This window comes from Brachybacterium halotolerans (assembly GCF_016623465.1).
In the GTDB taxonomy this organism is placed as follows: domain Bacteria; phylum Actinomycetota; class Actinomycetes; order Actinomycetales; family Dermabacteraceae; genus Brachybacterium; species Brachybacterium halotolerans.
Genome location: NZ_JAEDAJ010000002.1, coordinates 315602 through 339292, shown reverse-complemented (window position 1 = coordinate 339292; position 23691 = coordinate 315602). Strand labels below are relative to the sequence as shown.

General features: G+C 71.2%; 19 protein-coding genes and 2 pseudogenes. 12 read left to right on the top strand and 9 right to left on the bottom strand.

Going from position 1 to position 23691, the window contains the following annotated elements; genetic code table 11:
- Positions 1-2 precede the first annotated feature (2 nt).
- Entirely contained in the window at positions 3-1358 is a 1356-nt protein-coding gene (locus I8D64_RS05665) for an MFS transporter (RefSeq protein ID WP_214651082.1), read from the bottom strand.
- Positions 1359-1591: 233 nt separating this feature from the next.
- Between I8D64_RS05665 and I8D64_RS05660 the strand changes: the two genes are divergently transcribed.
- The 5 genes and pseudogenes from I8D64_RS05660 (at position 1592) to I8D64_RS05645 (ending at position 6601) form a co-directional block, all read left to right on the top strand.
- Entirely contained in the window at positions 1592-2215 is a 624-nt protein-coding gene (locus I8D64_RS05660; RefSeq protein ID WP_200501532.1) for a PadR family transcriptional regulator, read from the top strand.
- The gene (locus tag I8D64_RS05655; protein ID WP_200501531.1) at positions 2212-3954 is read left to right on the top strand and encodes a sulfatase; all 1743 of its coding nucleotides are present in this window, start codon (positions 2212-2214) and stop codon (positions 3952-3954) included. Before I8D64_RS05660 ends, I8D64_RS05655 begins: the two co-directional genes overlap by 4 nt.
- Positions 3955-4043: 89 nt before the next feature.
- Positions 4044-4202: pseudogene (locus I8D64_RS17900) on the top strand (helix-turn-helix domain-containing protein); the annotation flags it as partial.
- A gap of 109 nt (positions 4203-4311) precedes the next feature.
- Positions 4312-5004 (top strand): MFS transporter, encoded by a 693-nt coding sequence (locus tag I8D64_RS17205; RefSeq protein ID WP_343068461.1) that lies wholly within the window; start codon positions 4312-4314, stop codon positions 5002-5004.
- A gap of 40 nt (positions 5005-5044) precedes the next feature.
- Entirely contained in the window at positions 5045-6601 is a 1557-nt protein-coding gene (locus tag I8D64_RS05645; protein WP_200501529.1) for an arylsulfatase, read from the top strand.
- Positions 6602-6714: 113 nt separating this feature from the next.
- Here the strand turns inward: I8D64_RS05645 and I8D64_RS05640 are convergent, their stop codons facing one another.
- A complete protein-coding gene (locus tag I8D64_RS05640) occupies positions 6715-8136 on the bottom strand; it encodes a sulfatase family protein (RefSeq protein ID WP_200501528.1) in 1422 nt (473 codons plus the stop codon).
- A gap of 118 nt (positions 8137-8254) precedes the next feature.
- Here I8D64_RS05640 and I8D64_RS05635 point away from each other — a divergent pair, with 118 nt between their 5' ends.
- Complete coding sequence (locus I8D64_RS05635; RefSeq protein WP_200501527.1) at positions 8255-9436, top strand: ROK family transcriptional regulator; 1182 nt, start codon at positions 8255-8257, stop codon at positions 9434-9436.
- 83 nt (positions 9437-9519) lie between these two features.
- On the opposite strand, the gene I8D64_RS05630 is transcribed toward I8D64_RS05635, so the two are convergent.
- Positions 9520-10905, bottom strand: coding sequence for a sugar porter family MFS transporter (locus I8D64_RS05630; RefSeq protein WP_200501526.1), 1386 nt, complete (start codon positions 10903-10905; stop codon positions 9520-9522).
- A 128-nt stretch (positions 10906-11033) separates the two neighbouring features.
- Between I8D64_RS05630 and I8D64_RS05625 the strand changes: the two genes are divergently transcribed.
- From I8D64_RS05625 to I8D64_RS05610, 4 genes and pseudogenes are all read left to right on the top strand, one after another.
- Positions 11034-12383 carry a sulfatase family protein gene (locus I8D64_RS05625; RefSeq protein ID WP_200501525.1) on the top strand — a complete coding sequence of 450 codons (1350 nt, stop codon included), beginning with the start codon at positions 11034-11036 and terminating at the stop codon, positions 12381-12383.
- Between the two features lie 279 nt (positions 12384-12662).
- Positions 12663-13613: pseudogene (locus I8D64_RS05620) on the top strand (formylglycine-generating enzyme family protein); the annotation flags it as partial.
- Complete coding sequence (locus I8D64_RS05615) at positions 13610-13972, top strand: YidH family protein (RefSeq protein WP_200501523.1); 363 nt, start codon at positions 13610-13612, stop codon at positions 13970-13972. The pseudogene I8D64_RS05620 and the gene I8D64_RS05615, both read left to right, overlap by 4 nt.
- Entirely contained in the window at positions 13969-14379 is a 411-nt protein-coding gene (locus I8D64_RS05610; protein WP_200501711.1) for a DUF202 domain-containing protein, read from the top strand. The genes I8D64_RS05615 and I8D64_RS05610 overlap by 4 nt, the downstream gene beginning before the upstream one ends.
- On the opposite strand, the gene I8D64_RS05605 is transcribed toward I8D64_RS05610, so the two are convergent.
- Together I8D64_RS05605 and I8D64_RS05600 are read right to left on the bottom strand one after the other, a co-directional pair.
- Positions 14327-16036, bottom strand: a complete 1710-nt coding sequence (locus I8D64_RS05605; RefSeq protein WP_200501522.1) for an SDR family oxidoreductase — start codon at positions 16034-16036, stop codon at positions 14327-14329. The genes I8D64_RS05610 and I8D64_RS05605 overlap by 53 nt on opposite strands.
- The gene (locus I8D64_RS05600; RefSeq protein WP_425490270.1) at positions 16033-17331 is read right to left on the bottom strand and encodes a ferrochelatase; all 1299 of its coding nucleotides are present in this window, start codon (positions 17329-17331) and stop codon (positions 16033-16035) included. Before I8D64_RS05600 ends, I8D64_RS05605 begins: the two co-directional genes overlap by 4 nt.
- A gap of 127 nt (positions 17332-17458) precedes the next feature.
- Here I8D64_RS05600 and I8D64_RS17200 point away from each other — a divergent pair, with 127 nt between their 5' ends.
- Together I8D64_RS17200 and crtI are read left to right on the top strand one after the other, a co-directional pair.
- Complete coding sequence (locus I8D64_RS17200; protein WP_343068447.1) at positions 17459-17947, top strand: MarR family winged helix-turn-helix transcriptional regulator; 489 nt, start codon at positions 17459-17461, stop codon at positions 17945-17947.
- Positions 17948-17981: 34 nt separating this feature from the next.
- Positions 17982-20657, top strand: a complete 2676-nt coding sequence (gene crtI / locus I8D64_RS17760; protein ID WP_200501520.1) for a phytoene desaturase family protein — start codon at positions 17982-17984, stop codon at positions 20655-20657.
- A 14-nt stretch (positions 20658-20671) separates the two neighbouring features.
- On the opposite strand, the gene I8D64_RS05585 is transcribed toward crtI, so the two are convergent.
- Genes I8D64_RS05585 through I8D64_RS05570 form a run of 4 tightly spaced genes read right to left on the bottom strand, consistent with a single transcriptional unit; the run spans position 20672 to position 23588 of the window.
- Positions 20672-22267 carry an FAD-dependent oxidoreductase gene (locus tag I8D64_RS05585; protein WP_200501519.1) on the bottom strand — a complete coding sequence of 532 codons (1596 nt, stop codon included), beginning with the start codon at positions 22265-22267 and terminating at the stop codon, positions 20672-20674.
- Positions 22264-22599 carry a lycopene cyclase domain-containing protein gene (locus I8D64_RS05580; protein WP_200501518.1) on the bottom strand — a complete coding sequence of 112 codons (336 nt, stop codon included), beginning with the start codon at positions 22597-22599 and terminating at the stop codon, positions 22264-22266. Before I8D64_RS05580 ends, I8D64_RS05585 begins: the two co-directional genes overlap by 4 nt.
- Complete coding sequence (locus I8D64_RS05575; protein ID WP_200501517.1) at positions 22592-22963, bottom strand: lycopene cyclase domain-containing protein; 372 nt, start codon at positions 22961-22963, stop codon at positions 22592-22594. The genes I8D64_RS05580 and I8D64_RS05575 overlap by 8 nt, the downstream gene beginning before the upstream one ends.
- Positions 22953-23588: a MarR family winged helix-turn-helix transcriptional regulator gene (locus tag I8D64_RS05570; protein ID WP_200501516.1), complete on the bottom strand. Its 636-nt coding sequence runs from the start codon at positions 23586-23588 to the stop codon at positions 22953-22955. Before I8D64_RS05570 ends, I8D64_RS05575 begins: the two co-directional genes overlap by 11 nt.
- Positions 23589-23691 lie beyond the last annotated feature (103 nt).

Sequence of the window (23691 nt, the reverse complement as noted above, 5' to 3'; positions counted from 1 at the left end):
TTTCAGGCGGAGGGCGCGGCGCTGCGACGACGCGCCTCGAGCTCGTCGGTGACCCTCCGGGCGTCCCGAGGGTAGGTGAAGTAGAGGGCGCCGAGGATGACCCCGTTGACGGCCATGAGCACGAACAGCACCCAGAAGAACACGCCCTGGATGCCCAGGGCCTCGGCGAGGTACCCGGCGGAGAGCGAGAACAGCGCCCAGGCGATCGTCTGGAAGAACGTCAGGAAGATCGCGAAGGCCTGGCCCCGCAGCTCCGGCAGGACCACGGACATGACGATCGGGCGGTTCACCGGCGGGTTCATGCCCTGCGTCGCCCCGAACAGCGCCCAGAAGATCGCGTACACGCCGATCGAGCCCCACTCGAACTGAGTGCCGAGAAGCGCGGCGATCGCGAAGAGGAACTGGGCCGCCTGGATGAACACGACGCGTCCGTGGTCGGGGAGGAGTCTGTCGAGCAGCTCGACGGCGTAGCCGCTGAGGAAGGTGGCGATCACGTACCCCAGTCCGAAGGGCACGAGGACCGTCGCGGCGGTGGCGTTGGAGAACCCTCGCTCGGTGACGAGGAACTGGATGCCGAAGACGGTGATCAGGAGGTGCCCCGAGAGCAGTCGCGAGAGCATCATGATCGAGAAGGTGGGGATGCGGAAGAGCGCGAGGACGCCGCGGACGGTCACCTTGGACGCGCGTCGCGACTCATCGAGATCGGCGAGCTGCGCCTCGGCCGCGCCGATGCCGGGCTCGTGGTAGAAGGCGGAGATCAGCAGGGACGACAACAGGCAGATCCCGCCGATGATCCACATGCCCCAGCGCCAGCCGTCGGGGTGCCCGGAGAACAGGGCGAGGACGGGGCCGATGAACGAGGACACGGCGGTGAGGATGCCGTAGTAGTACCCGGTGGCCCGCGCCCGGGACCGCTCGTCGAAGGAATCGGCGATGATGGCGTTCGTCAGCGGCTGGCCCGAGCTCACGGTGCCGGCCAGGAGCGTGTTGAACAGCAGCAGGGTGATGAAGCCCGGGGACATGCCGGCGGCGATGCCGAGCAGTCCGCCGATGACGTTGTTGAGGACGAGCGCCTGCTTGCGGCCGATCCGCGTGGCGATCCAGACCCACATCGGACCGAACGGGATCGCCGCGAACTTGCCCAGGGCGCTGAGGATGCCCAGGTGGCCGTTGTCGAGGCGCAGCGCGGCGGCGATCGAGGGGAAGAGAGTGTTCAACAGGCCGGCCTCGGTGTTGTCCACGACCTCGGCGCCGGTGATCGTGATGAGGTTCCGCCAGCGGTGGGGCACCTTCGTGGAGGGGGCGGGTCCGGTGGGTTCGAGTGCGGGTGCAGCCGTGCCCTGTGCGGGATGGGTCATGGTGACTCCTGTCGTCGTCGTCAGGTGCGGGGCGTGACTGCTCGCCGACGAGCGGTCCGGGCCGACGGGGGCTTCCGCGTCGGGCATGACACAATGCGAATGCCCTGCTGCGCAGACGATGACACAACTGGAACGGTTCCGTCAATGGATCGTCCGGAGGTGCTCCGTTGCGCAATCCATTCCACATGTGTAATGGTGGGGAAGCCACAGCTGCAGCTCCGAAGGAGGACGCGTTGAAGCTCGAGCACCTGCTGCTCGGTGTGCTGGCCATGAAGCCCGCGACCGGCTACGACCTCAAGAAGTACATGGACACCCACGGCCGATTCCTGCGTGCCAACACGCAGATGAGCCAGGTCTACCGCTCGCTCGCAGGCATGGAGCAGCGCGGGTGGGTCGTGCACGACGTCGAGCCGCGTCCCGGTGCGACGGACGCGAAGCGCTACCGCCTCACCGAGGAGGGGTCGACCGTCTTCCTCGACTGGCTCACCGGCCCGTACAGCCCGCCCACGCGCTTCGAGGAACCGGATCTCCAGGCGCGTCTGGCCTTCGCCGGGTTCATGTCGCGGGATGACCTGATCGGTCTCCTGGACACGGAGCTCGCGGCGCGCACCCAGGAGGTCGCGCGCTACCGGTTCCGCGACAGGCGCCTCGAGCGCACCCCGGAGCTGCCCTTCGACGAGGAGCTGGCGGACGCGGTCGGGGAGTGGTCCCACCGTGCCGGAGCGGAGGCCAAGGACGCGCACATCGCGCGGATCGCGGCGCTGCGCGATCAGATCCAGGATGCGCCCTCGCTCTCGCCGAGGAGGCCCGCAGTGCAGTCCGACGACCCGCAGACCACCGAGGAGCGCGCCCGATGAAGGCCATCATCCTGATGTTCGACAGCCTGAACCGGCACATGCTCGAGCAGTACCGCGACACGATCGTGCAGGCTCCGAACTTCGCCCGCCTCGCCCAGCGCGCCGTGACCTTCGAGAACTTCTACGCGGGCTCGATGCCGTGCATGCCCGCCCGCCGGGAGATGCACACCGGCCGGTACAACTTCCTGCACCGCTCCTGGGGTCCGCTCGAGCCCTTCGACGACTCGATGCCGCAGATCCTCAAGGACCACGGTGTCCACACGCACCTCGCCTCCGACCACCCGCACTACTGGGAGGACGGCGGCGCCACGTACCACACCCGGTACTCGACCTGGGAGTTCTTCCGTGGTCAGGAGGGGGATCCGTGGAAGGGCGTGGTCGCGCAGAGCGCCCCCGACGCCCCGCTGCACGAGCGCATGGTCGCCCAGGACAGCGTGAACCGCACATACATGGCGACCGAGGCCGAGCACTCGCAGACCCGCACGGTCGATGCGGGCATCCACTTCATCGACACCAACGCGGCGGCCGACGACTGGATGCTGCAGATCGAGCTGTTCGACCCGCACGAGCCCTTCTTCAGCCACCAGGCCTACAAGGATCTCTACCCCCACCAGTACGACGGCCCCACCTTCGACTGGCCCGGATATCAGAAGGTCACCGAGCCCGAGGCGCAGGTCGAGCATGCCCGCCGCGAATACGCGGCGCTGGTCTCGATGTGCGACCGCTCGCTGGGGCGGGTGCTGGACGCCATGGACTCCCACGGTCTGTGGGATGACACGATGCTCATCGTCAACACCGACCACGGCTTCCTGCTCGGCGAGCACGGCTGGTGGGCGAAGTCCGTGCAGCCCTGGTTCAACGAGCTCGTGCACCTGCCGATGTTCCTGTGGGACCCGCGCGCCGGTGCGGCCGACGAGCGCTGCGGCGATCTCGCCCAGACCATCGACATCGCCCCCACGATGCTGCGCTACTTCGGCATCGAGCCCACCCCCGACATGCAGGGACGGGACCTCGCGCATCCTTCGGCCCGCGAGCGCACCGCCCTGTTCGGCGTCCACGGCGGGCACGTGAACATCACCGATGGCCGGTACGTGTACATGCGCTCGAGCGCGGGCAGGGACAACGCCCCGCTCGAGGAGTTCACGCTGATGCCCACGCACATGCGCTCGCGCTTCGGGGTCGATGAGCTCGCCGCATGGGAGCCCGCCGAGCCCTTCGCATTCACCAAGGGACTGCGCACCATGCGGATGGACGCGCTCGGCGGCTGGATGAACCCCTGGCAGCACGGCACACTGCTGTTCGACCTGGAGGCCGATCCAGATCAGCACTCGCCGATCCTCGACGACGAGGTCGAGCTGCGGATGGCCGGCCAGCTCGTCGAGGCGATGCGCGCCGCGGATGCACCGCGCAGCCAGTACGAGCGCCTCGGCCTTCCCCTCGAGGGCGAGGTGACGACCGAGCATCTGCTGGCCCGCGCGCACGCCGAGCGCGCCGCGGAGATGGCGATCGCCATGCCCTCACGGGAGGAGCTGCCCGGTGCCGATCTGCTCGGGCTCCCGCTGCTCGAGCTCGCCTCGCGCTCCCATGTCCGCGAGGCGCTCGCCCGCGAGGTCCCGGGCGTCGTCCACACCGAGGCCGTCAACGTGCCGGCGGGCATGACCCTGTACGACATGGCCGCCGCCGGGCTCGTGAGCGTCGCGCAGCTGCGGCGGGTGGGGGAGGCGCTGGCTGCGCGGTGAGGTCAGCTCATGGGGGCCAGAGGTGAGCTCCAGGCGCGCACCCGGGCAGCCGTGGGATGCTGGAGGCGTGACGACACACCTCGGCCCGGGTGCGTCTTTCGCCGGTCGAGCGCCGTACGCAGATACTCGCCGCCGTGGAGGAGGTCTTCGGGCGGCGCGCGTACCGGCAAGGATCTCTGCAGGAGATCGCTGCAGCAGTGGGGATCAGCGTGCAGGGGTTCCTGCGCCGCTTCGGGACGAATGAAGGGCTGCTCATGGCGCTCCTGGGAGAGCGCAACACCTCTCGTGCGCAGACGCTCCGAAGGATCCGCTTCGAGGGAGGGGCCGTGGCCCTCCTGAGGTATCTGCTCGTGAAGGATCGCACTCAGTCGAGGGCTGACGTGCCCCGCTTCCGACTCCCGCTTCGGGTGCACCGATGCGACCATCGGCACGGCCGTCCTCGCCACGACGACGGTGCTCACCGTGTGCACCGTGGCTGCCAGCGTCGCCGGAGGATGGGTCTCGGACAAGATCCGTCGACGCAAGATCTGCGTTCTGATCTCCGCCCTGATCGTCGCCCTCGCCCACATCGTCGCGGCGATCTCGCCGAGCTTCTCCGTGTTGCTCGTGGCCATCGCGCTGGCGGGACTCGCCAACGGGGTGTACCGGGCAGTGGACCGGGCGCTGATCGCCGAAGTCCTCCCGTCCCGCAAGGACGTCGCGAAGGACATGGGCGTCCTGCACCTGGCCAACGTGCTGCCGCAGACCCTCGTTCCGGTGACCGCGTCACTCTTCCTGATGATCGGCGGGGGAGGGGAGAACTACCCCGCGCTCTTCATCGGTGGGAGATCATCGGAAGCCTGGGGGCGATCATCAACCAATTCATCCGCTCGGTGCGGTGAGCGGCAGCGCCCCCGCTGCGGCCAGCGCCCGTCCGGAGGTGCGTGCCTGCGCCCCTTCGTCGCTGCCGGGCTCTGCGGGCCCCGCGGGCGTCGGGCCGTCAGCGCCCTCAGGGTGCGCGAGGGCTTGACGGGGGCATCTGGGAGAATTAGTTTCTCCAGTGACGAATAGAAATCGAGACGTCGTGTCATCACGACGGGTACGGAGCCGTATGCGCGCCTCGGAGGCCCACCCCAATGTCCTGCTGATCCTGGCCGACGATCTCGGCTTCTCGGACCTCGGTTGCTACGGCGGAGAGATCCGCACGCCCCACCTCGACCGCCTCGCGCGGGACGGAGTGCGCCTCAGCGGCTTCTACAACACGGCGCGCTGCAGCCCGTCCCGGGCGAGCCTGCTCACGGGGCGCCATCCGCACAGCACGGGGATCGGCGTGCTCACGGATCGGCAGGAGGAGAGGGGTGGTTACCCCGGAGAGATCCGGCAGGATGTGCCGACGATGGCCGAGCTCTTCCGCGAGGGCGGGTATACGACCGGGCTCTTCGGGAAGTGGCACCTGACGGGGCGCACGGCCGAGGTCAACGAGACCTTCCCGACGCGCCGCGGCTTCGATGAGTTCTACGGGATCATCCCGGGTGCTGACGACTACTTCCACCCCCGGCATCTGTGGGACGGAGAGCGGAAGCTGGAGGCGCCGCAGGACCCGGACTACTACCTCACGGATGCGATCTCGCAGCGCGCGGCTTCGTTCGTGCGAAGCCATGCCCGGACGGACGATCCGTTCTTCCTCTACCTCGCGTTCAATGCGCCGCACTGGCCCCTGCACGCACGAGAAGAGGACATCGCCGGATACGAGGAGGTCTACGCCGCCGGGTGGGACGCCCTGCGCCAGCAGCGCTACGAGCGGATGCTCGCCGAGGGTGTGGTCGACGAGCGCGCGGGGCTCAGCCCGCGAGACCCCCAGCAGCCCGCCTGGGACGACGCGAGCGACCCGGCATGGGAGTCGCGGCGGATGGCCGTGTACGCCGCTCAGGTCGAGGCGATGGACCGAGGGATCGGCGCCGTGCTCCGTCAGCTGGAGGACAGCGGAGCCCTGCAGGACACGATCATCGTGTTCCTCTCGGACAACGGGGCATGCGCAGAGGAGCTGCCTCCTGCGGACGCCCCTCACTTCCTCGAGCGCCAGCCGTCGGAGACTCTCGATGGTCGCCCCATGCGTATCGGCAACCGCCCCGAGATCGTGCCCGGCGGCGACGACACGTTCGCGAGCTACGGGGCCGCCTGGGCGAACCTCTCGAACACGCCCTTCCGGTTCTACAAGCGCTGGGTGCACGAGGGGGGCATCGCGACGCCCTTCATCGTCTCGTGGCCGGGCGGGTCGCTGAGCGGCGGTCGGATCCTCGAGGCCCCCCATCAGCTCACCGATGTGCTGCCGACCCTGGCTGAGGCCGCCGGCGTGGCGGTGCCCGCGGGCCCTGGCGTCTCCATGCTCGGTGTTCTGCGCGGTGCCGAGCCCGGCGACGAGACGCGGCCGCTGTTCTGGGAGCACATCGGCAACTGCGCCGCCCGCGCCGGTCGTTGGAAGATCGTGCGCGAGGCGGACTCGCCGTGGGAGCTCTACGACCTCGACAGCGACAGGTCCGAGCTGACGAACCTCGCGCACGCGCACCCGGACCTTGTCGCGGAGCTCGCCGGGTCGTGGCAGGAATGGGCCGATGCGCACGGCGTGATCCCCTGGGAGCGCATGCGAGGGCTCCTCGCGGCGGGGTGAATGCGCCGGAGGTGTCGCCGGTGTGGACCCCGTAACGGGGAGGGGGGGGGGGGGGGGCCCCCCCCCCCCCCCCCCCCCCCCCTCCTGGTGACGCGCGTCGGGCCCTCGAGGGCTCAGGCGCCTGCGCTCTCGAGCGCCACGGGGCGCGGCTGACTCGCGTGCGGAGCATCGCCGAGGCGTTCCTGTTCGCGCCACATCGCAGCCTTGAGCTCCTCGCGGATGGTCGCGTATCCCGGTGCGTCATAGACGTTGTGCAGCTCCTGAGGATCTTCGTGGAGGTCGTAGAGCTCCCACTCCGGGGGGTAGGTGAAGGGGCCGCATCCCGGCAGGCCGAGCCCGTCGTTGTAGAAGTAGATGATCTTGTAGCGGTCCGTGCGGTAGCCGTAGTGGGCCGGGGCGCGGTGGAACGTGTCGTCGTGCTCCCAGTACCGGTAGTAGATGCCCTCGGCGGGCGAGGGGCCGTCCTCGTCTCCTGTGAGATCCGACCAGAAGCTGCGGCCCTGCATGCGTTCGTGGCTCTCGACCCCGGCCGCATCGAGGATCGTCTGCGCCCAGTCGACGTTCGAGACCAGCCCCTCATGCACCTGCTGTCCGGCGAACCCGTGGGGATAGCTCATGAGCAGCGGCATGCGCAGCGACTCCTCGTACATGAACCGCTTGTCGAACCAGCCGTGATCGCCGAGGAAGAACCCCTGATCGGAGGCGTACATCAGCACGGTGTCGTCGAAGTCCCCACGGGCCTTCAGCCAGTCGATGACCCTGCCCACGTTCTCGTCGACGCTGTCCACGCACGCGAGGTAGTCCTCCATGAACCGCTGGTACTTCCACACCGCGGCCTGCTCGTACGTGAGGCCCTCGGGCGGGTCCTCCTTGAGGTCGTCGCGGTTCAGGTTCTCTGCGAGGCGCATCAGCGCGCGTCGGGACGACGCGGACCGCGTCGAGAGGTCGTCCTCGAAGGTCGCCGGGAGCGGGATCTCGCGCTTGTGACGGTCCGCGTGCTCGGGCTTCGGATGCCAGGGACGATGGGGCGCCTTGTGGTAGATGAGGACGCACCACGGGTCTTCGCCGTCGAGCGCGTCCACCCAGTTCGTCGCCATGTCGGTGATGACATCGGTCGCGTATCCCTCGACCGTCCTCTCGCCCTCGGCGCTGAGGAAGAGGGGGTTCCAGTACTCCCCCTGGCCCTCGGATCCGCTCAGCACGTCCCAGTAGTCGAAGTCCTGGGGGTCGTGCTCCCCTCCATGGCCCATGTGCCACTTGCCGACCATCGCCGTGCGGTAGCCGGCCGCCTTGAGCTGTGAGACGAACGTCGGCTGCGAGGCGTCGATGGGTGTGACCAGCGTCGAGACCCCGTTGATGTGCGAGTACGTTCCGGTGAGGATCGATGCCCGGCTCGGTGAGCACAGGGCGTTGGTCGCGAAGCAGTTCTCGAAACGCACGCCCGCCTGTCCGATCTCGTCGATCCGCGGCGTCGTGTTGACGAGCGACCCGTAGGCGCTGATCGAATGCGAGGCGTGATCGTCGGTCAGGATCATGACGATATTCGGACGTCGTCGTGTGGGCACGGGGACCCCTCTCGTTCTCGGTGCGGACTCGGTCCGCGTTCTTTTCTCCAGTCACAAAACTAAACCACCGCGCCTGTACGATCAAGGCATGGCCGCCACAGCAGCACGCAACCGCCGTCGACGTGTCGAGCTCCCCGGGCCGCTCAGCGGCCGGCACGACGGTCTCGTGCTCACGCTCCTGCGCGATCGGGGGCCGCTCTCGCGCAGCGAGATCGCAGAGATCTCCGGTCTCTCGCCGACGACGGTGACGAAGGCGGTCGCGCCGCTCGTGACGGCCGGGTATGTCGAAGAGGGGGCCGCCCCGGGGGGCGCGCGCATCGGACGGCCCGCGGTGGCGCTCCATCTGCGCTCCGAGACGCTGGCCGTGTGCGGGATCCAGATCGGGGTCGGCACGGCACAGGCCGCGATCGTCGACGGTCTCGGCCGTGTGGTGGAGCAGACCGTGTTCACCTTCGATGACGGGCTGCCGCAGGACGAGGCGCTGCGCTCGATCGCCCGGCGTGTGGACGAGGACCTCCTCGGGGCGCACGATCCCGTTGCCGTGGGGGTCGCGGCCCCCGGCGTCGTGGAGCCGGACGGTCGAACCAACTCACTGTCCCTGAACCTGGGCTGGAGCGACGCCCCGGTCGCCGACATCGTCGAAGCCGAGCTCGGACTCCCCGTCATCGCGGAGCACAACGTCTCCGCGATGGCTCTCGCGGAGAGCCGCTTCGGAGCTCGCGCGTCGAGTCTCGCCTTCGTGTACGTCAAGACGGGCGTCGGACTGGGGCTCGTCCTGCGTGGCGAGCCCTTCCTGGGTGGGCGGCACGGGGTGAGCGAGCTCGGCCATGTCCATGTCTCCGATACGGGAGAGCCCTGCACGTGCGGATCGACGGGGTGTCTCGAGGCCGTCGTCGCGGAGCCGGCGCTCACGCGCGCCTTGGCTGCGATCCCCGGGAGCGAGGGGGAGAACCCGCTGCGGCGCATGGAAGAGCATGCGCCACAGGACCCGGCCGTGGCCGAGCTCCTGCGGCGCACCGTGGACGATCTGTCGATCGGCCTGGCCGCGGCGGTCAATCTCCTGGGGCCCGAACTCGTGGTCGTCGGAGGCATCCTCGACGGTGCGAGCGACGAGCTCCTGGAGCGACTGGACCTGGCCACCCGCGCTCGGGTCTTCCCTCTCCTGCGAGAGACTCTGCTGCTGGCCCGGCCCACCTTCGGGTCCGCCTCGGGCGTCGTCGGTGCCGCGGCTGTCGCCCTGGAGAGGTTCGTCTACAGCGTGCGCGGCTGAGGGTCCCTGGGGGCGCGGTGCTCGGGCCGAACGGAGTCGGCGCGGCGCCGGGCTCTGGTCGCCCGGTGCCGCGCCGCGGTGCGTCAGCGCCCGACCTTGCGGGCGGTCACCTGCGCTTCGATCTCTTCGAGGGTCTTGCCCTTGGTCTCGGGGAGGAACAGGAAGACGACGATCGAGGCAAGGATCCCCATGCACCCGAAGATCGCGAAGGCGAGACCGCTACCGGTGGCCAGGAGGATCGGGAAGGTCAGAGACAGGACGAACGTCGCGGCGTAATTGAAGATCTGCGCGATCCCCTGCATCGATCCGCGGATGCGGGTGGGCAGGAGCTCGGAGACCACGATACGGGTCGCGGTGCCCCAGCTCAGCGAGTAGGTCGCTTTGAACACGCACAGAGCGATGATCCCGATGATGCCGCTGACCCCCACGGTGAATCCGATGGTGGCGGAGAGCGTGGCCATCGTGATCATGGCTGCGGCCATGATCAGTGCGCCGAAACCCATCAGGAAGCGCCGGCCCAAGCGGTCGATCACGCGACCGGCGATCACCGTGAACACGACGGAGACCACGCCGAAGCCGATCGTGTTGACGAGAGCGGCGTGATCGGAGAAGCCCATCGACTTCAGGATGCTCGGGGCGTAGTAGACGATGGTGTTGATGCCCAGCAGCTGCGTCAGCATCTCCAGGGCGATCGCGAGCACGATGATCTTCCCCAGTCCCGTGGCGAAGGCCTGGCGCAGAGGCAGGCGCCGGGTGGCGAGGGACTCCTGCATCTCGCTCACGGTGCGCTCGAGCTCCTCGGCGTCCACCTGCTGCGCGAGCTGGGCGCGAGCCTCGTCCAGGCGGCCCTTGCGCAGCAGCCATCGGGGGCTCTCGGGCAGGACCCAGACTCCGATCGCGAGGACGATCGTGGGCACGATCATGACCGCGAACATGAGTCGCCAGGCGCCGAACGGGGAGAGTGCGAGGTTGCCGATGTACCCCAGGAGGATGCCGGAGGCGATCATCAGCTGAGTGAGGGAGCCGATGCGCCCGCGTACTCCTGCCGGGGAGATCTCGGCCAGGTAGACGGGGATCGAGACCGCCACGAGCCCGATCCCGAGTCCCAGCACGAGGCGCGCGAGCATGAGCATCGGGACGCCGCTGGCGAACGTCGCCAGGGCGATGCCGACCGCGAAGACCAGGGACGCGATGAAGATCAGTCGCTTGCGCCCGAGCGGGTTCGCGAGCAGGCCGGAGGTGACGGCCCCGAGGGCGGAGCCGATGGAGAGGAAGGACCCGACGAGGCCTATCTCAGTCGGTGTCATCGAGAACTGCGGTTCGATGAACAGCAGTGCGCCGGCGAGCACTCCGTTGTCGTACCCCCAGATCAGCGCCCCCAGCGCTCCGAAGAAGTAGATGACTCCGGGTGCGACCCGGCGGGCCGTCGGGGAGGGCGCAGGCGGTGCGCCGGTGTCGACGTGTGTCACGGGGAGACCTCGCTTCATCGGGAAGTGTTATGCCTGGAGCAGGGCGCAACGTTAGTTACTCCAGAGGAGAAAATAACAGTAGAGTGGAGTCTCGGCAAGCTCCGGATCAGAGGAACGAGAGGAACCTGATGACGAACATCCTGCTCATCACGGCCGACGACATGGATGCGCGCACACCGGGGGCGTTCGGCGGCGATCGCTGCGCCACGCCCCGGCTTGACGCCCTCGCGTCCGCGGGGATGTCGTTCCGCCGCAGTCATGTCCCGATCGCAGTGTGTCAGCCCAGCAGGTCGGCGATCATGACGGGATGCCTGCCGCACCGCAACGGCGCTGAGGGCTTCGGCCCCATCGCGGACGGCATCGGGGTCCTCACCGATCACCTCCACGAACAGGGGTTCAGCGCGGGGATCCTGGGGAAGGTCGACCACATCGAACCCGTCGAGAGGTTCAAGTGGGACTTCGCCCGGTCCATGTCGCAGCTGGGCCTCGGTCGCAGTCCGGAGGCCTACGGACGGGCCGCGCGGGAGTTCATCGCGGAAGCCGCGGAGGATGCTCGCCCGTGGTTCCTGATGGCCAACGCGCATGACCCCCACCGCCCGTTCCACGGGAGCGAGGACGAGCGCGCGAAGTGGAGTGCACAGCAGCGCGCCGCGTACCCCGAACCGTCGAGGGTGTTCTCCGCAGAGGAGGTCGAGGTCCCGGGCTTCCTTCCGGATCTGCCCGAGGTGCGCAGAGAGGTCGCGCAGTACCTGAGCTCCGCCCGGCGCTGCGACGACGTGGTCGGCGAGGTACTGGACGCACTCGAGGACAGCGGTCAGGCGCAGGAGACCATCGTGGTGTTCCTGTCCGACAACGGCATGGCCTTCCCGTTCGCCAAGGCGAACTGTTACCTGCGCAGCACCTCGACGCCGCTGATCGTCGCCTGGCCGGGAAGGATCCGCGAGGGCGCGGTCCTCGAGGAACCGTTCGTGAGCACGCTGGATCTCTTCCCGACCTTCTGCGAGATCATCGGATCGCAGGTCCCTGAGGGCCTGGATGGCTGCACGCTGATGCCGCTGCTCGAGGAGAGCGCCGGTGCGCGCGAGATCGCCGGCCGGGATCGGGTGCACACGGTGTTCCATGAGACGAGCGCCAAGCGGCGATACGAGATGCGCTGCGTGCAGACCGCCGACTGGGGGTACGTCTGGAACTCCTGGTCGGATGGGGAGGAGGAGTACCGCGCGGAGAACATGCAGGGGCTCAGCTGGGGGGCGATGGTCGGCGCCGCGGAGGGTGACGACGCCCTCGAGGAGCGCACGGCGTTCTACCTCCGACGCGCACCTGAGGAGCTCTACGACCTGCGGAACGACCCCGACTGCCTCGAGAACCTCGCGGGCGATCCCGCGCGTGCCGACGATCTGCTCGCTGCCCGCACGGCGCTCAGGGCCGAACTCGAGCGCAGCGCCGACCCTCTGCTCAACGTCTTCGCAACCATCTGAGCACCCGGTGCGGGGAGTTGAGCCGAGGGGCTCGGCCGGAGTCCTTTCCGGGCGCAGTGGCGCCGACGCCGCGGCTGAGTGCCTGCAAGAATCGATGGAGCGTTGGGTCGAGCACTGCGCTGGAGGATGATCGTGCAGACGAGGAGAATGATGAACGCGGATGCGTGTGACTGTGGGTGCGGTTGCGGGAACCCGACGAGAGACGATCTCGAGCACGCTGGAGGCTCGGTCTCGCCTCCAGCGTTTCATTCCTCCCGCCGTGATTCGGGGCGCGGGCGCCATGATCTCGTCCCCCAGGCCCACCTCCCCGCCGGCACCTTCACCATGGGCGACTCCTCCGGGGACAGGAACCGCGCCGACGGCGAGGTGCCGCGCCACCTCGTCGCGATCAGCGCCCTCGACATCGACGCGACCACGGTGACGAACGCCGACTTCGCCCGCTTTGTCGAGGCGACCGGGCACCGCACCGAGGCCGAGGCCTTCGGCTACTCCGCGGTCTTCCACCTCGCAATCGCGGCCGACGACGCCGACATCATGGGACCCGCCTCCGGGACCCCCTGGTGGGCCGGCGTGCAGGGCGCCGACTGGCGGCACCCGGGCGGCAGGCGCTCGAGCATCGACGGGCTCGAGGACCACCCCGTGGTGCACGTGAGCTGGAACGACGCCCAGGCGTACTGCGCATGGGCGGGTCGGCGTCTGCCCACCGAGGCCGAATGGGAGTACGCCTCCCGCGGTGGCCTCGAGGGCGCCAAGTACCCGTGGGGCGACGAGGAGCCGGACACCGGCGGAGACGCCGACCACGGCGGCTGGCGCGCGAACATCTGGCAGGGCGACTTCCCGCGGACGAACACGCGCGAGGACGGCTTCCTCACCACCGCCCCGGTGCGCGCCTTCGCCCCCAACGGCTACGGGCTCTTCCAGAGCGTCGGCAACGTGTGGGAGTGGTGCGAGGACTTCTTCCACCCCGCGACGTACCGGCGGCCGGGCGTGGAGAGGGACGCCGACGGCGCCGTCCCCGACCCCACCGGACCCGAGGAGGGGCATGCACGGCTCCTGCGCGGCGGCAGCTACCTCTGCCACATCTCCTACTGCAATCGCTACCGCAACTCCGCCCGCTCCCAGAACACCCCCGACTCCTCGATGGGCAACGCCGGCTTTCGCACCGTCGCCCTCACCGCCCCTGCCGACGCTACCCCAGACGAAACCACCCCCGGAAAGGCCACCGCATGACCGCCCCGCGTCGCTTCCCCGCCTCCGTCTACCGCGACGGGGACGAGCCCGACCCCCGCTTCAGCCTCGCCAACGAGCGCACCTTCCTGGCCTGGCTGCGCACGGCCCTGGCGATGTACGCCGGAGCCTTCGCCCTCGAGGCACTCGCCCTGCCCGAGGCCGTGGGCTGGAGGGCCGCCGCCTCGATCGTGTTCCTCGTGCTCGGCACCCTCGCCGCCGTCCAGGCCTGGCTCGGATGGAAGGCGACCGAGAAGTCGCTGCGCGCCGGCACCCCGCTGCCGGGTCTCGCCGTCGGCGGGATCCTCGTCATCGGCGTCGTCGTCGCGGCCGCCCTGGTCACGATCGGGCTGTACGCGTGAGTCGAGATTCCTCCGACGGGACCGCGGGGTCCGACGCGTCGGGCGGACCGGCGGGTCCCTCGCCCGTCGAGCCCGACGCCGTCTTCGACAAGGGCCTGCAGCCCGAGCGCACGCTGCTCGCCTGGCGTCGGACCTGCCTCGCCTTCGGGGTCGCGAGCCTGGTGGGCATGCGGTTCACCGTCGAGGCGATGGGCATCCTCGCCGTGGTCGTCGGCGTGATCGGCGCGGGCCTCGCCGTCCTCGCCTACGCGCTCGCCGCCACCGGATACCGGCGCGCCCACCACAGCCTGCGCGGACAGGGGATCCTCGCCCGCGGCGGCCTGCCGATGCTCGCCGGCACCGCTGCCGTGCTCGTCATCGGCGCCCTCTGCGCCGGCTACCTCGCGATCGGCCTGCTCGGCGCCTGAGAGCGGAGGTGCCTTCCGTCGCCCCTGATCCCGCCGCTCCCTGATCGCCCCGCTCCGACTCCTGCTGCCGCCGCGCGGCCGCGATGATGTTGCGCGCCATCGAGGGGAACACCAGGGCGTGGAACGGCGAGATGCCCCACCAGTAGAGCCGCCCCAGCAGGCCGTCGGGGAAGTAGACCGCCCGCTGGCGGTAGACGGCCGTACCGGCTCCTCGGGAAGCGTCGGCCGCGCCGGACCCGTCGGCGCTCTCGGCTCCGTCGGTCCCCTCGACGCCCAGCTGCAGCCACGCCCGTCCGGTCATCCGCATCTCCGCGCGCAGGGTGAGCAGCCGGCCGGGCTCGACCTTCTCCACGCGCCACCAGTCCACCGCATCGCCCTCGCGCAGATGCCACGGGTCCCGGCGGCCGCGCCGCAGACCCGGGCCGCCGATGAGTCGGTCCGCGAGCCCACGCAGCCTCCACAGCAGAGGCGTGGAATACCAGCCGGACGCGCCGCCGATGCCCTCGATGACCCGCCAGATCTGCGCCGGGTCGACGCCTTCGGCGCGACGCTCCCGCAGGTCCGTGAACACGGTGTGACCCGCCCAGTCGGGATCCTCCGGCAGGGGAGCCTCGGGCCCGCGCGCGGCCTCCGCGTCGTCGTCCCAGCTCGAGGCGAGATCGCCGGACTTCTGCGCCTCCAGGGCGGCCTGCACCGCGCTGCGGTACGGCAGGGGGCCGCCGGGCGGTGATCCCAGGACCTCCTCGGCGAGTGGTCCGTGCGTGATCGCCTCGTGGCGCATGGACTGCGCGAGCGGCACAGCGATCGAGATCGGCACGGGGGTGAGCAGCCCGATCCACAGTCCCGACAGGAACGGCGCCGGGAGCGGCAGCGCGATCACGCGACGCCGCGGAAGACCGGCCACCTGGGCGTACTGCTCGAGCAGATCGGCGAAGCGCAGATCGCGCTCGCCGCTGCCCAGGCCGTATGTCCCCGCCACCGGCTCGGGGACGGCGACGGCGCGGGTCAGGTGGTGCAGCACGTCGGTGACGGCGACCGGTTCGATGCGGTTGCGCACCCAGCTCGGGGCGGGCATGACGGGCAGTCGCTCGGCCAGGTGGCGGATGATCTCGAAGCTCGCCGACCCCGCGCCGATCACCGTCGCGGCCTCCAGCACCAGCGTGGGTACACCGCCGTCGCGCAGTATCTGCGCGACTCGCTCGCGCGAGGCCATGTGCTCGCTGAGCTCCTGGGTGCGCGGATGCAGCCCGGAGAGGTAGACGATCCGGCCGACGCCGGCGCGCTGCGCCTCCTCGGCCATGATCCGCGCCATCCGCGCCTCGCGCTCCTGGTAACCGCGGCCTCCGGCCATCGCGTGCACGAGGAACACGACCGCGTCGACGTCCGCGAGGGCTCGGCGCACCGAGGTGCGGTCGTCCAGGTCCGTCACGGCGATCTCGACCTCGTCGGACCACGGGCGCGCGCGCAGGCGCTCACGGCTGCGCCCGGCCACGCGCACCGTCAGCCGCTCCTCGAGAAGGGAGGGCACGAGCCTGCTCCCCACGTAGCCCGTCGCGCCCGTCACCAGGACCCGGCGCGAGTCGGCCCCGGCCCGAGCGGAGTCGTCCTGCGGGCCCCGCGACGTCAGGCGCGGGGCAGGGGCATGGTCACTGCTCATGCCCCGACACCGTACCCCTGGAGCGCACGCCTCACGCCGTCGTCGCCGAGAGCCGTGCGGGCGTCGGCTGCGGAGTCCAGCGCCGAGGTGGTCGGGCGTGCGCTCGAACGGGAGCTCCCGGAGAGGCAGCAGCCCGTCCCGCAGACATCCGCCGTGCCCCCGAAGTCTGTGGCGCACCCGCGCGGTGCGTCCGCGCGCATCCGCTCCTCGACGAGATCCGCGAGCGCGGCGACGAATCGCGGGTCCGTGCCGGGGGTCGGCAGGCGCAGGAACGAGAGTCCCTCGTCCCGCGCCGTCTGCGCGGCCTCCGTGTCGAGGTCCCAGATCACCTCGACGTGGTCGCTGACGAAGCCGATGGGTACGAGCACCACCGCGTCCGCCGTCCCCGCGCGGGCGATCTCCCGGAGGGCGTCGTTCACGTCGGGCTCGAGCCATGGCACCTGCGGCGGCCCGGAGCGCGACTGGAAGACCAGACGCCACGGGACCGCGGCGCCCGGGACGGCTGCGTCGTCCGCGACGCCGGCCGGCGCGTGCTCGCCGGAGGCGTGCTCCATCACGTACCGGCAGGCCGCCTGGTGCTGGGCGAGGTACCACCCGCCGCGCGCCTCGTGCCCCTCCTCGGCGGGGCCGGATGCGGCGGCCATCGCGAGGGGGATCGAGTGCGTCGTGAACAGCACCTGCACTCGCTCGCGCGGCGTGCCGGCGCGCGCGAGGGATGCCAGGGCCTCCGCCAGGTGGTCGACGAAGGGGTCGAGGAACCCCGGATGGTCGAAGTACGGGCGCACCTTGTCGATCCGCATCCGACCCAGCAGGCCGGACTCGACGAGCGCAGCACCGAAGTCCTCCCGGTACTGCCGGCACGAGGAGTAGGAGGAGTAGGCGCTGGTCGCGATGGCCAGCACGCGGCGATGTCCCTCCTCGTGCATCTGCTCGACAGCTCGGCGCATGGTCGGGGTCCAGTTGCGATTGCCCCAGTGCACGGGCACCGCGAGGCCGCGCTCGCCGAGCTCGGTGCGCAGCGCCGCGAGCAGACGGCGGTTCTGCTCGTTGATGGGGGAGCGCCCGCCGAGCGCACGGTAGTGCTCGCCGACCTCCGCGAGCCGCTCGTCGGGGATGCCGCGGCCGCGGGTGACGTTGCGCAGGAACGGCATCACGTCGTCCTGTCCCTCGGGGCCGCCGAAGGACGCCAGCAGCACCGCGTCGTACGGCTGGGGAACGGCGCGGCGTCCCCGGGGCGAGGCCTCCGTGTCCGGCCGGAGGTCGGCATGGAAGGGGTTCTCGATGTGCGTGTCCACAAGACCTCCGTTAGAGTGTCGAATACTTAGGCAGGCTACGGAAAGAGGTCGGGCGTGTCCATTCGACCCCGCGTGGTCGGGCACAATGTGCTCAGCGACATCGGCGAGAGTCAGGAGGTGGCCGGTCGTGGACTCCGCATCGGCCGACGGCTTCTGGTACCCGCCCTCCCACGAGGCCTCGCCCACGGCGACCGAGCTGCTCGAGGAGCTGCGCGTCTATCAGGAGTCCGGCCACCGCATGCGGTCGCGGATCCGCGAGCACATGCGGATGGGCGAGAAGGACCTGCTGGCCATGCGCCATCTGCTCGCCGCCCGCAGCGCCGGGACGGTGCTGCGGCAGAGGGACCTCGCCGCCAGGCTCGAGGTGCGCGAGGCCTCGGCGAGCGCCCTCGTGGACCGGCTGGTGCGCCACGGCTTCGCCGAGCGGACACCCCATCCCGACGACCGCCGCTCGACGGCGGTCGCCCCCACGCCTCGCGGGGAGCAGGAGGTGCGGCGCACACTGGAGGACACCCACGCGCGCATGCACGAGGTGGCCTCCTCCCTGAGCCCGCACGAGCGGGCCGTGGTCATCGATTTCCTGCGGCGCATGAACCACGACGTGGACAACAGCTGATCGCCCGAGCGGGCGATGAAGGGCGGGGGCGCTGATGAAGCACAGCCTTCAGCAGAAGGCGGCCGACGACTTCTGCCGCACCGCCGAGGCCGCCGCCGAGCGCGTCATCGGCCGCTACTCCTCGAGCTTCGGACTGGCCACGCGCCTGCTGCGCGAGCCCGTGCGCGCCCGCGTGCGCAGCATCTACGCCCTCGTGCGGATCGCTGACGAGATCGTCGACGGCGCCGCGGCCGGCAGCGGCGCCGGCGCGCGCCTGATCGCGGCGGCTCTGGACGACTACGAGGAGCGCACCGAGGCCGCCATGACCGCGGGCTTCAGCACAGATCTCGTCATCCACGCCTTCGCGACGGCCTCCCGCGCCTGCGGGATCGGCACCGATCTCACCCGTCCCTTCTTCGCCTCCATGCGGGCCGATCTCGACGTGACCTCCCATACCGACGCGAGCTTCGCGCGCTACGTCGACGGCTCCGCCGAGGTGGTCGGGCTGATGTGCCTGCGCGTCTTCGCGACCGACGGGGCCGACCGCCCCGTGGAGCCCAGCCCCTCCCTCGTCGAGGGCGCGCGCAGCCTGGGCGCCGCGTTCCAGAAGGTGAACTTCCTGCGGGACCTGCGCGACGACGCCGACGGGCGCGGACGCACCTACTTCCCCGGCATCGACCTGCACGGACCCACCGAGCGCCAGAAGCTCGACCTGCTCGACGACATCGACGAGGACCTCGCGCGCGCCCAGGGCGCGATCGCCCACCTGCCCGTCTCGAGCAGGGCGGCCGTGCAGTCCGCCCACGACCTGTTCGCCGCGCTCTCGACGCGCCTGCGGCGCACGCCCGCCGAGGTCCTGCGCGCACGGCGCGTGCGGGTCCCCACCGCGCAGAAGGCTCTCATCGCCGCGCGCGCCGCCCTCCCCGGGCGCAGGGTCCCCGCGGGCCCCGCCGCGGGCCCCGCGTCGGCCCCCGCCGCGGGCCCGAGGCCGGCCCCGGCCCCGGCGTCGGAGCAGGCCTCGGACCCCGCCCCGCGCGCCGACGCCCGACGCGTCGTGATCATCGGCGGCGGCATCGCAGGGCTCGCCACGGCCGCGCTGCTCGCGACCGAGGGGCACCGGGTCACGGTGCTCGAGCGCGGGCAGGAGGTCGGCGGGCGCGCGGGCACCTGGCGCGAGGGCGGCTTCACCTTCGACACCGGGCCCTCCTGGTGGCTCATGCACGAGTGCTTCGAGCACTTCTTCGCGCTGCTGGGCACCCGCCTCGAGGACCATCTGGACCTGGTCGAGCTGGACCCCGCCTACCGCGTCTTCGGCGAGGAGTACGAGCATCCGCTGGACCTGTTCGGCGACCGGGAGCGCTCGGCCGCCGCCTTCGAGGCGGAGGAGGAGGGGGCGGGCGACGCCCTGCGCCGCCACCTCGACTCGGCGGGCGCGGCCTACCGCATGGCCACCTCCCACTTCCTCTACACCACGTTCTCGACGCTGCCCGCGCGCACGCTCCGGGAGCTCGCCCCGCGCTCGCCGGCCCTCGCCCGACTGCTGGGCGAATCCCTCCACGACCTCGCCGCGCGCACCGTGCGCGACACCCGACTGCGCCAGGTGCTCGGCTACCCGGCGGTCTTCCTCGGCGCCACCCCGCGGACCGCGCCGAGCCTCTACCACCTGATGAGCGCCATGGACCTCGAGGACGGCGTGCGCTACCCGCGCGGCGGGTTCACGCGCTTCGTCGAGGTGCTGCGCGCGCTCGCCGAGGACGCGGGCGCCGAGATCCGCACCGGCCACGAGGTCACCGCGATCCGCACCGCGCCGGCAGGGCGCGGCGTCGGTGCGCGCCGCGCACGGGTGACGGGCGTCGAGGTGCGTGCCGCGGGCAGGGCCTTCGCCGCTGATGGGGCACGCACCTCGGGTGAGACCAGCACCGCGGGCGAGACCCGCGCCGCGGGGGCGTCGACCGAGACGATCGACGCGGATGTCGTCGTCTCCGCGGCCGACCTCCACCACACGGAGACCGCGCTGCTGCCACGGGAGCTGCAGACCTCCCCGGAATCCGCGTGGACGACGCGCACCTCCGGGCCGGGGGCGGTGCTCGCGATGCTCGGCGTGCGCGGGCAAGTGCCCGAGCTGCTGCACCACTCCCTGTTCTTCACCGACGACTGGGATCGGAACTTCGCGCAGATCACCCCCGCGGACGCACGCGGCGCCACCCGGGCGCCGGACCCGGCGAGCGTCTACGTCTGCGCGCCTTCGCGCACGGACCCGACGGTCGCGCCCGAGGGCAGCGAGAACCTCTTCGTGCTGATCCCCGTCGCCCCGGAGACGGCCGACGGCCGGGGCATCGGCCGCGGCGGCCGGGACGGCGCGGGCGACGCGGAGGTCGAGCAGGCGGTGGACCGCGCCATCGCGCAGATCGCCGAGAAGGCGCACGTGCCGGACCTCGCCGAGCGCATCGAGCTGCGCCGCACCGTCGGCCCCGGCGACTTCACCGACGCCTTCCACTCCTGGCGCGGCAACGCCCTCGGGCCCGCCCACACGCTGCGGCAGTCCGCGTTCCTGCGCGGCAGCAACCGCAGCCGGAGGGTCGAGGGGCTCCTGTACGCCGGGGGCACCACCGTGCCGGGCGTCGGGGTGCCGATGTGCCTGATCAGCGCCGAGAACGTGCTCAAGCGCCTGCGCGGGGACACCACCAGCACGCCGCTCCCGGAGCCCCTGTGGTCCGCGGGGATCTCATAGAGACCGCGGGGATCTCACGGCCGCCGGGGCCGCCGGGACCGGGCGCGGCGCAGCACGCCCGTCATCGGCACCGTCCACCAGTCCTCGCCGCGCACGCCCCAGCGGGCGAGCAGGCTGTTCGCCGCCTGCACCCCCGTGAGCGCGGCGCGCTCCATGAGGGCGACCGGCTCTCGCGTGCGCAGCCAGTCCCCGGCGGCGACGATGCGGGCGTCCGGCGTGCCCACGCCCGGGCGCTCGTCCCACGGCTCGGTGCCCACGAGCGGGCAGTCGTCCTCGACCAGCCACTGCTCGTGGAGGATGTGCGCGTCGGCGAGCTCGGGGTGCAGGCGGTGCATCTGCCGCAGCAGCTCGTCGCGCAGCCTCCCGCCTCGAGCGGTGTCGTCGGCGGACTCGTCGGCGGACCCGTGGGCGGAAGTCGCGGCGGCGGGGTCGAGCGCGTAGGCGTGCAGCTCGACCACGCTCCCGCTGTGGCGCTGCGCCCAGTCGTGCGCGGTCCGCTCGAAGCGGTCCACCATCGAGACGTTGTCCAGCGGCCCGAAGCCGCTGGTGCCCAGGAACGCGGGGGAGTCCGGCGCGGCGGGTCGATCGAGCCACAGCCGCAGCACGGCGAAGGGCGGTGCGTTGCGCTGCGCGGAGACGCGATCGAGCCAGCCCTGCCACCCCGGCACGGCCGCGGCGGTAGAGCTCAGGAGGGTGCGCGCGGAGCGGGGATCGGCGGCCATCACCACGGCGTCGGTGCGCAGGTCGCCGTCGGCGGTCCTCACCAGGAGATCGCGCGGTGACCCCGACCCGTCGGCCGCCCGGCGCGGCAGGGTCTCGATGCCGTGCACGGCGGCGGACGTGCGGGCGTCCGCACCCAGGGAGCGCAGGCGCTCGACGAGTGGATCCCAGAGCGTGCGGGAGTAGGCGTCGCAGGGGACGTCGAAGATCAGGCCCTCCGCGGACCCCATGAAGTAGGCGTGGAACATGCCCACGAGCTCCCCACCGGAGAACTCGCGGGGGTCGGCGAAGAAGGACCGCGCGAAGACCTCGAGCGCGAGGTGCCGGGCGTCGTGGGGGAAGCGCAGCGCATCGAGCACGTCCTGCGCGCTCGTCCCGTCGAGCGCGCGGAAGGTGCCGGGGAAGTCGACGCGCAGCAGGTCCAGGGCGCGGCGCACGTCGACCCGGGCGAGCTCGCGCAGCGGGAAGCTGTCGCTGCGCAGGGCGAAGGCCGCGACGCTCCACGGCGGGGTGCGGGGGATGCCGCGGAAGGTGTCGCGGGGCCCGTCCGCGAGCTGCAGCGGATAGTCGCCGATGTCCCGCAGGTGCGCCAGGGACGGGTCGGCGCGGGCGAGCAGACGGCGCAGCGTGTAGTACTGGCGGAAGAAGGCATGGAAGCCGCGGCTCATGGAGCGTCCGTCGCCCAGGTCCCACGAGCGCGCCCTGCCGCCCCAGGTGCCGCGCGCCTCGAGGAGGTGCACGCGCACGCCCCGCTCGGCGAGCACGGTGGCGGCCGAGATGCCCGCGATCCCGCCGCCGACCACCACGACGTCCTTCGCCGGTGCGCTCGCGCGCCCCGTCGGCCCGCGATGCAGGACGGCGCGGCGGTCGCGGCCGGGACGTACGCTCATCGCTGCGCCCTGCGGTGCTCGTCGGCCGCCTTCGTCGATCCCGCGCGCGTCCACAGCAGCATCGCGAGGGTGACCATCGCGGCGCCGAATCCGAAGTCCTCGATCGGGATGTCGAAGGGGAAGCGGATGCCCAGGGTCATCGCGTCGTCGTAGAGGACGATCGGGGCGGAGAGCTTCGTCAGCCAGCCGTCCACCAGGATCTGGAAGCCCAGCACGATGGCCATCGAGATCCAGTAGGCGGGGCGGCGGAACAGGCCCGTGCGCAGCCACAGCAGCTCGAGCGCGGGGACGGCGAGGAGCGCGATGACGGTGAGGATCGTGTACTCAGGCACTCCGGCTCCTCGTCTCCTCGTCGGCGGGGCGGGCCCGACGGCGGGTCCGTCGGCGGATCCGGCCGAGGAGGATCTCCACGGCCTCGAGCGTGAGCAGCGCGCAGATCGGGATCACCAGGAAGAACAGCAGCTCCTCGAGCGGCATGCCGCCGGGCAGCGTGATCCCGGAGATCTTCGCGGGGTCGTACCGCCAGTGATGCCTGTGGATTCCCACGTAGTCCCAGGCCAGGAAGATGATCGCGGTGGGGAGCAGGGTCGCGAGCAGACGGCGCGGGCTGCGGTGCACGCGCGCTCCGATCACGAACTCGAGCGGCAGCGTCACCAGCAGGCACAGCCCCAGCAGGATCAGGTACTCACCGTGCATGCGGTGCTCCAGCGCTCCTCGCCGAGCCCTCCGCCCAGTCCAGACCCGCAGGGGACAGCTCGCCGGCCATGTCGAGCAGGAAGCGGGTGACGGTCCCGCGCTCCTCCGAGCTCAGACGTGCAGCGGCGCGCACCCGCCCCGCCTGCTGGCGGCCCATCGAGTCCATCGCCGCGCGGCGGGTCGCGGGGGAGACGGCGATCGTCACCGCCCGACGGTCCGCGGGGTGGTGCCCGCGCGTGATGTGCCCGCCCCGGGCGAGCCGGTCCAGCAGCTTCGTGGTCGCGCCCGAGGAGATGCCCAGGTGCTCGCCGAGGGCCCCCGGCGTCGCCAGCTCACCGGTGTGGGCTGCGGCGATGAGGTAGTGCAGGGCGCGCATGTCCGTCGCGCCGAGGTCCATGAAGGCGCGCGATGCGGAGGAGAGCTCCTCCTCGGCCCGGCGCAGCGCGACGAGCGCCGCCATCAGGTCGTCGATCTCGCGCTCGGCGGTCTCGTCGAGTCCCGAGCGGTCGGCCAGTTCACCCTCGGGATCGCTCGCGGCGAGGTCGTGAACGCGCCAGGGCCGACGGTCGGGCGTGCTCGTGGGCGACTCGGGTGCGGCGGTGTCGCGCGTGCCGGGCTCGGTCATGGCGGCCACCCTACTGCCGCATGATGAATTCTGCTTCCACGGCTGGAATCTTTCCCGGGAAGATGACATGCTGAGGAACTCCGCGGCGACGCTCGGTTCCGTG

Coding starts and splice junctions, on each gene's coding strand:
- I8D64_RS05665 (WP_214651082.1), bottom strand. CDS start 1,358: ATGACCCATCCCGCACAGGGCACGGCTGCACCCGCACTCGAACCCACC.
- I8D64_RS05655 (WP_200501531.1), top strand. CDS start 2,212: ATGAAGGCCATCATCCTGATGTTCGACAGCCTGAACCGGCACATGCTC.
- I8D64_RS05645 (WP_200501529.1), top strand. CDS start 5,045: ATGCGCGCCTCGGAGGCCCACCCCAATGTCCTGCTGATCCTGGCCGAC.
- I8D64_RS05640 (WP_200501528.1), bottom strand. CDS start 8,136: ATGATCCTGACCGACGATCACGCCTCGCATTCGATCAGCGCCTACGGG.
- I8D64_RS05635 (WP_200501527.1), top strand. CDS start 8,255: ATGGCCGCCACAGCAGCACGCAACCGCCGTCGACGTGTCGAGCTCCCC.
- I8D64_RS05625 (WP_200501525.1), top strand. CDS start 11,034: ATGACGAACATCCTGCTCATCACGGCCGACGACATGGATGCGCGCACA.
- I8D64_RS05615 (WP_200501523.1), top strand. CDS start 13,610: ATGACCGCCCCGCGTCGCTTCCCCGCCTCCGTCTACCGCGACGGGGAC.
- I8D64_RS05605 (WP_200501522.1), bottom strand. CDS start 16,036: ATGAGCAGTGACCATGCCCCTGCCCCGCGCCTGACGTCGCGGGGCCCG.
- crtI (WP_200501520.1), top strand. CDS start 17,982: ATGAAGCACAGCCTTCAGCAGAAGGCGGCCGACGACTTCTGCCGCACC.
- I8D64_RS05585 (WP_200501519.1), bottom strand. CDS start 22,267: ATGAGCGTACGTCCCGGCCGCGACCGCCGCGCCGTCCTGCATCGCGGG.
- I8D64_RS05575 (WP_200501517.1), bottom strand. CDS start 22,963: ATGCACGGTGAGTACCTGATCCTGCTGGGGCTGTGCCTGCTGGTGACG.
- I8D64_RS05570 (WP_200501516.1), bottom strand. CDS start 23,588: ATGACCGAGCCCGGCACGCGCGACACCGCCGCACCCGAGTCGCCCACG.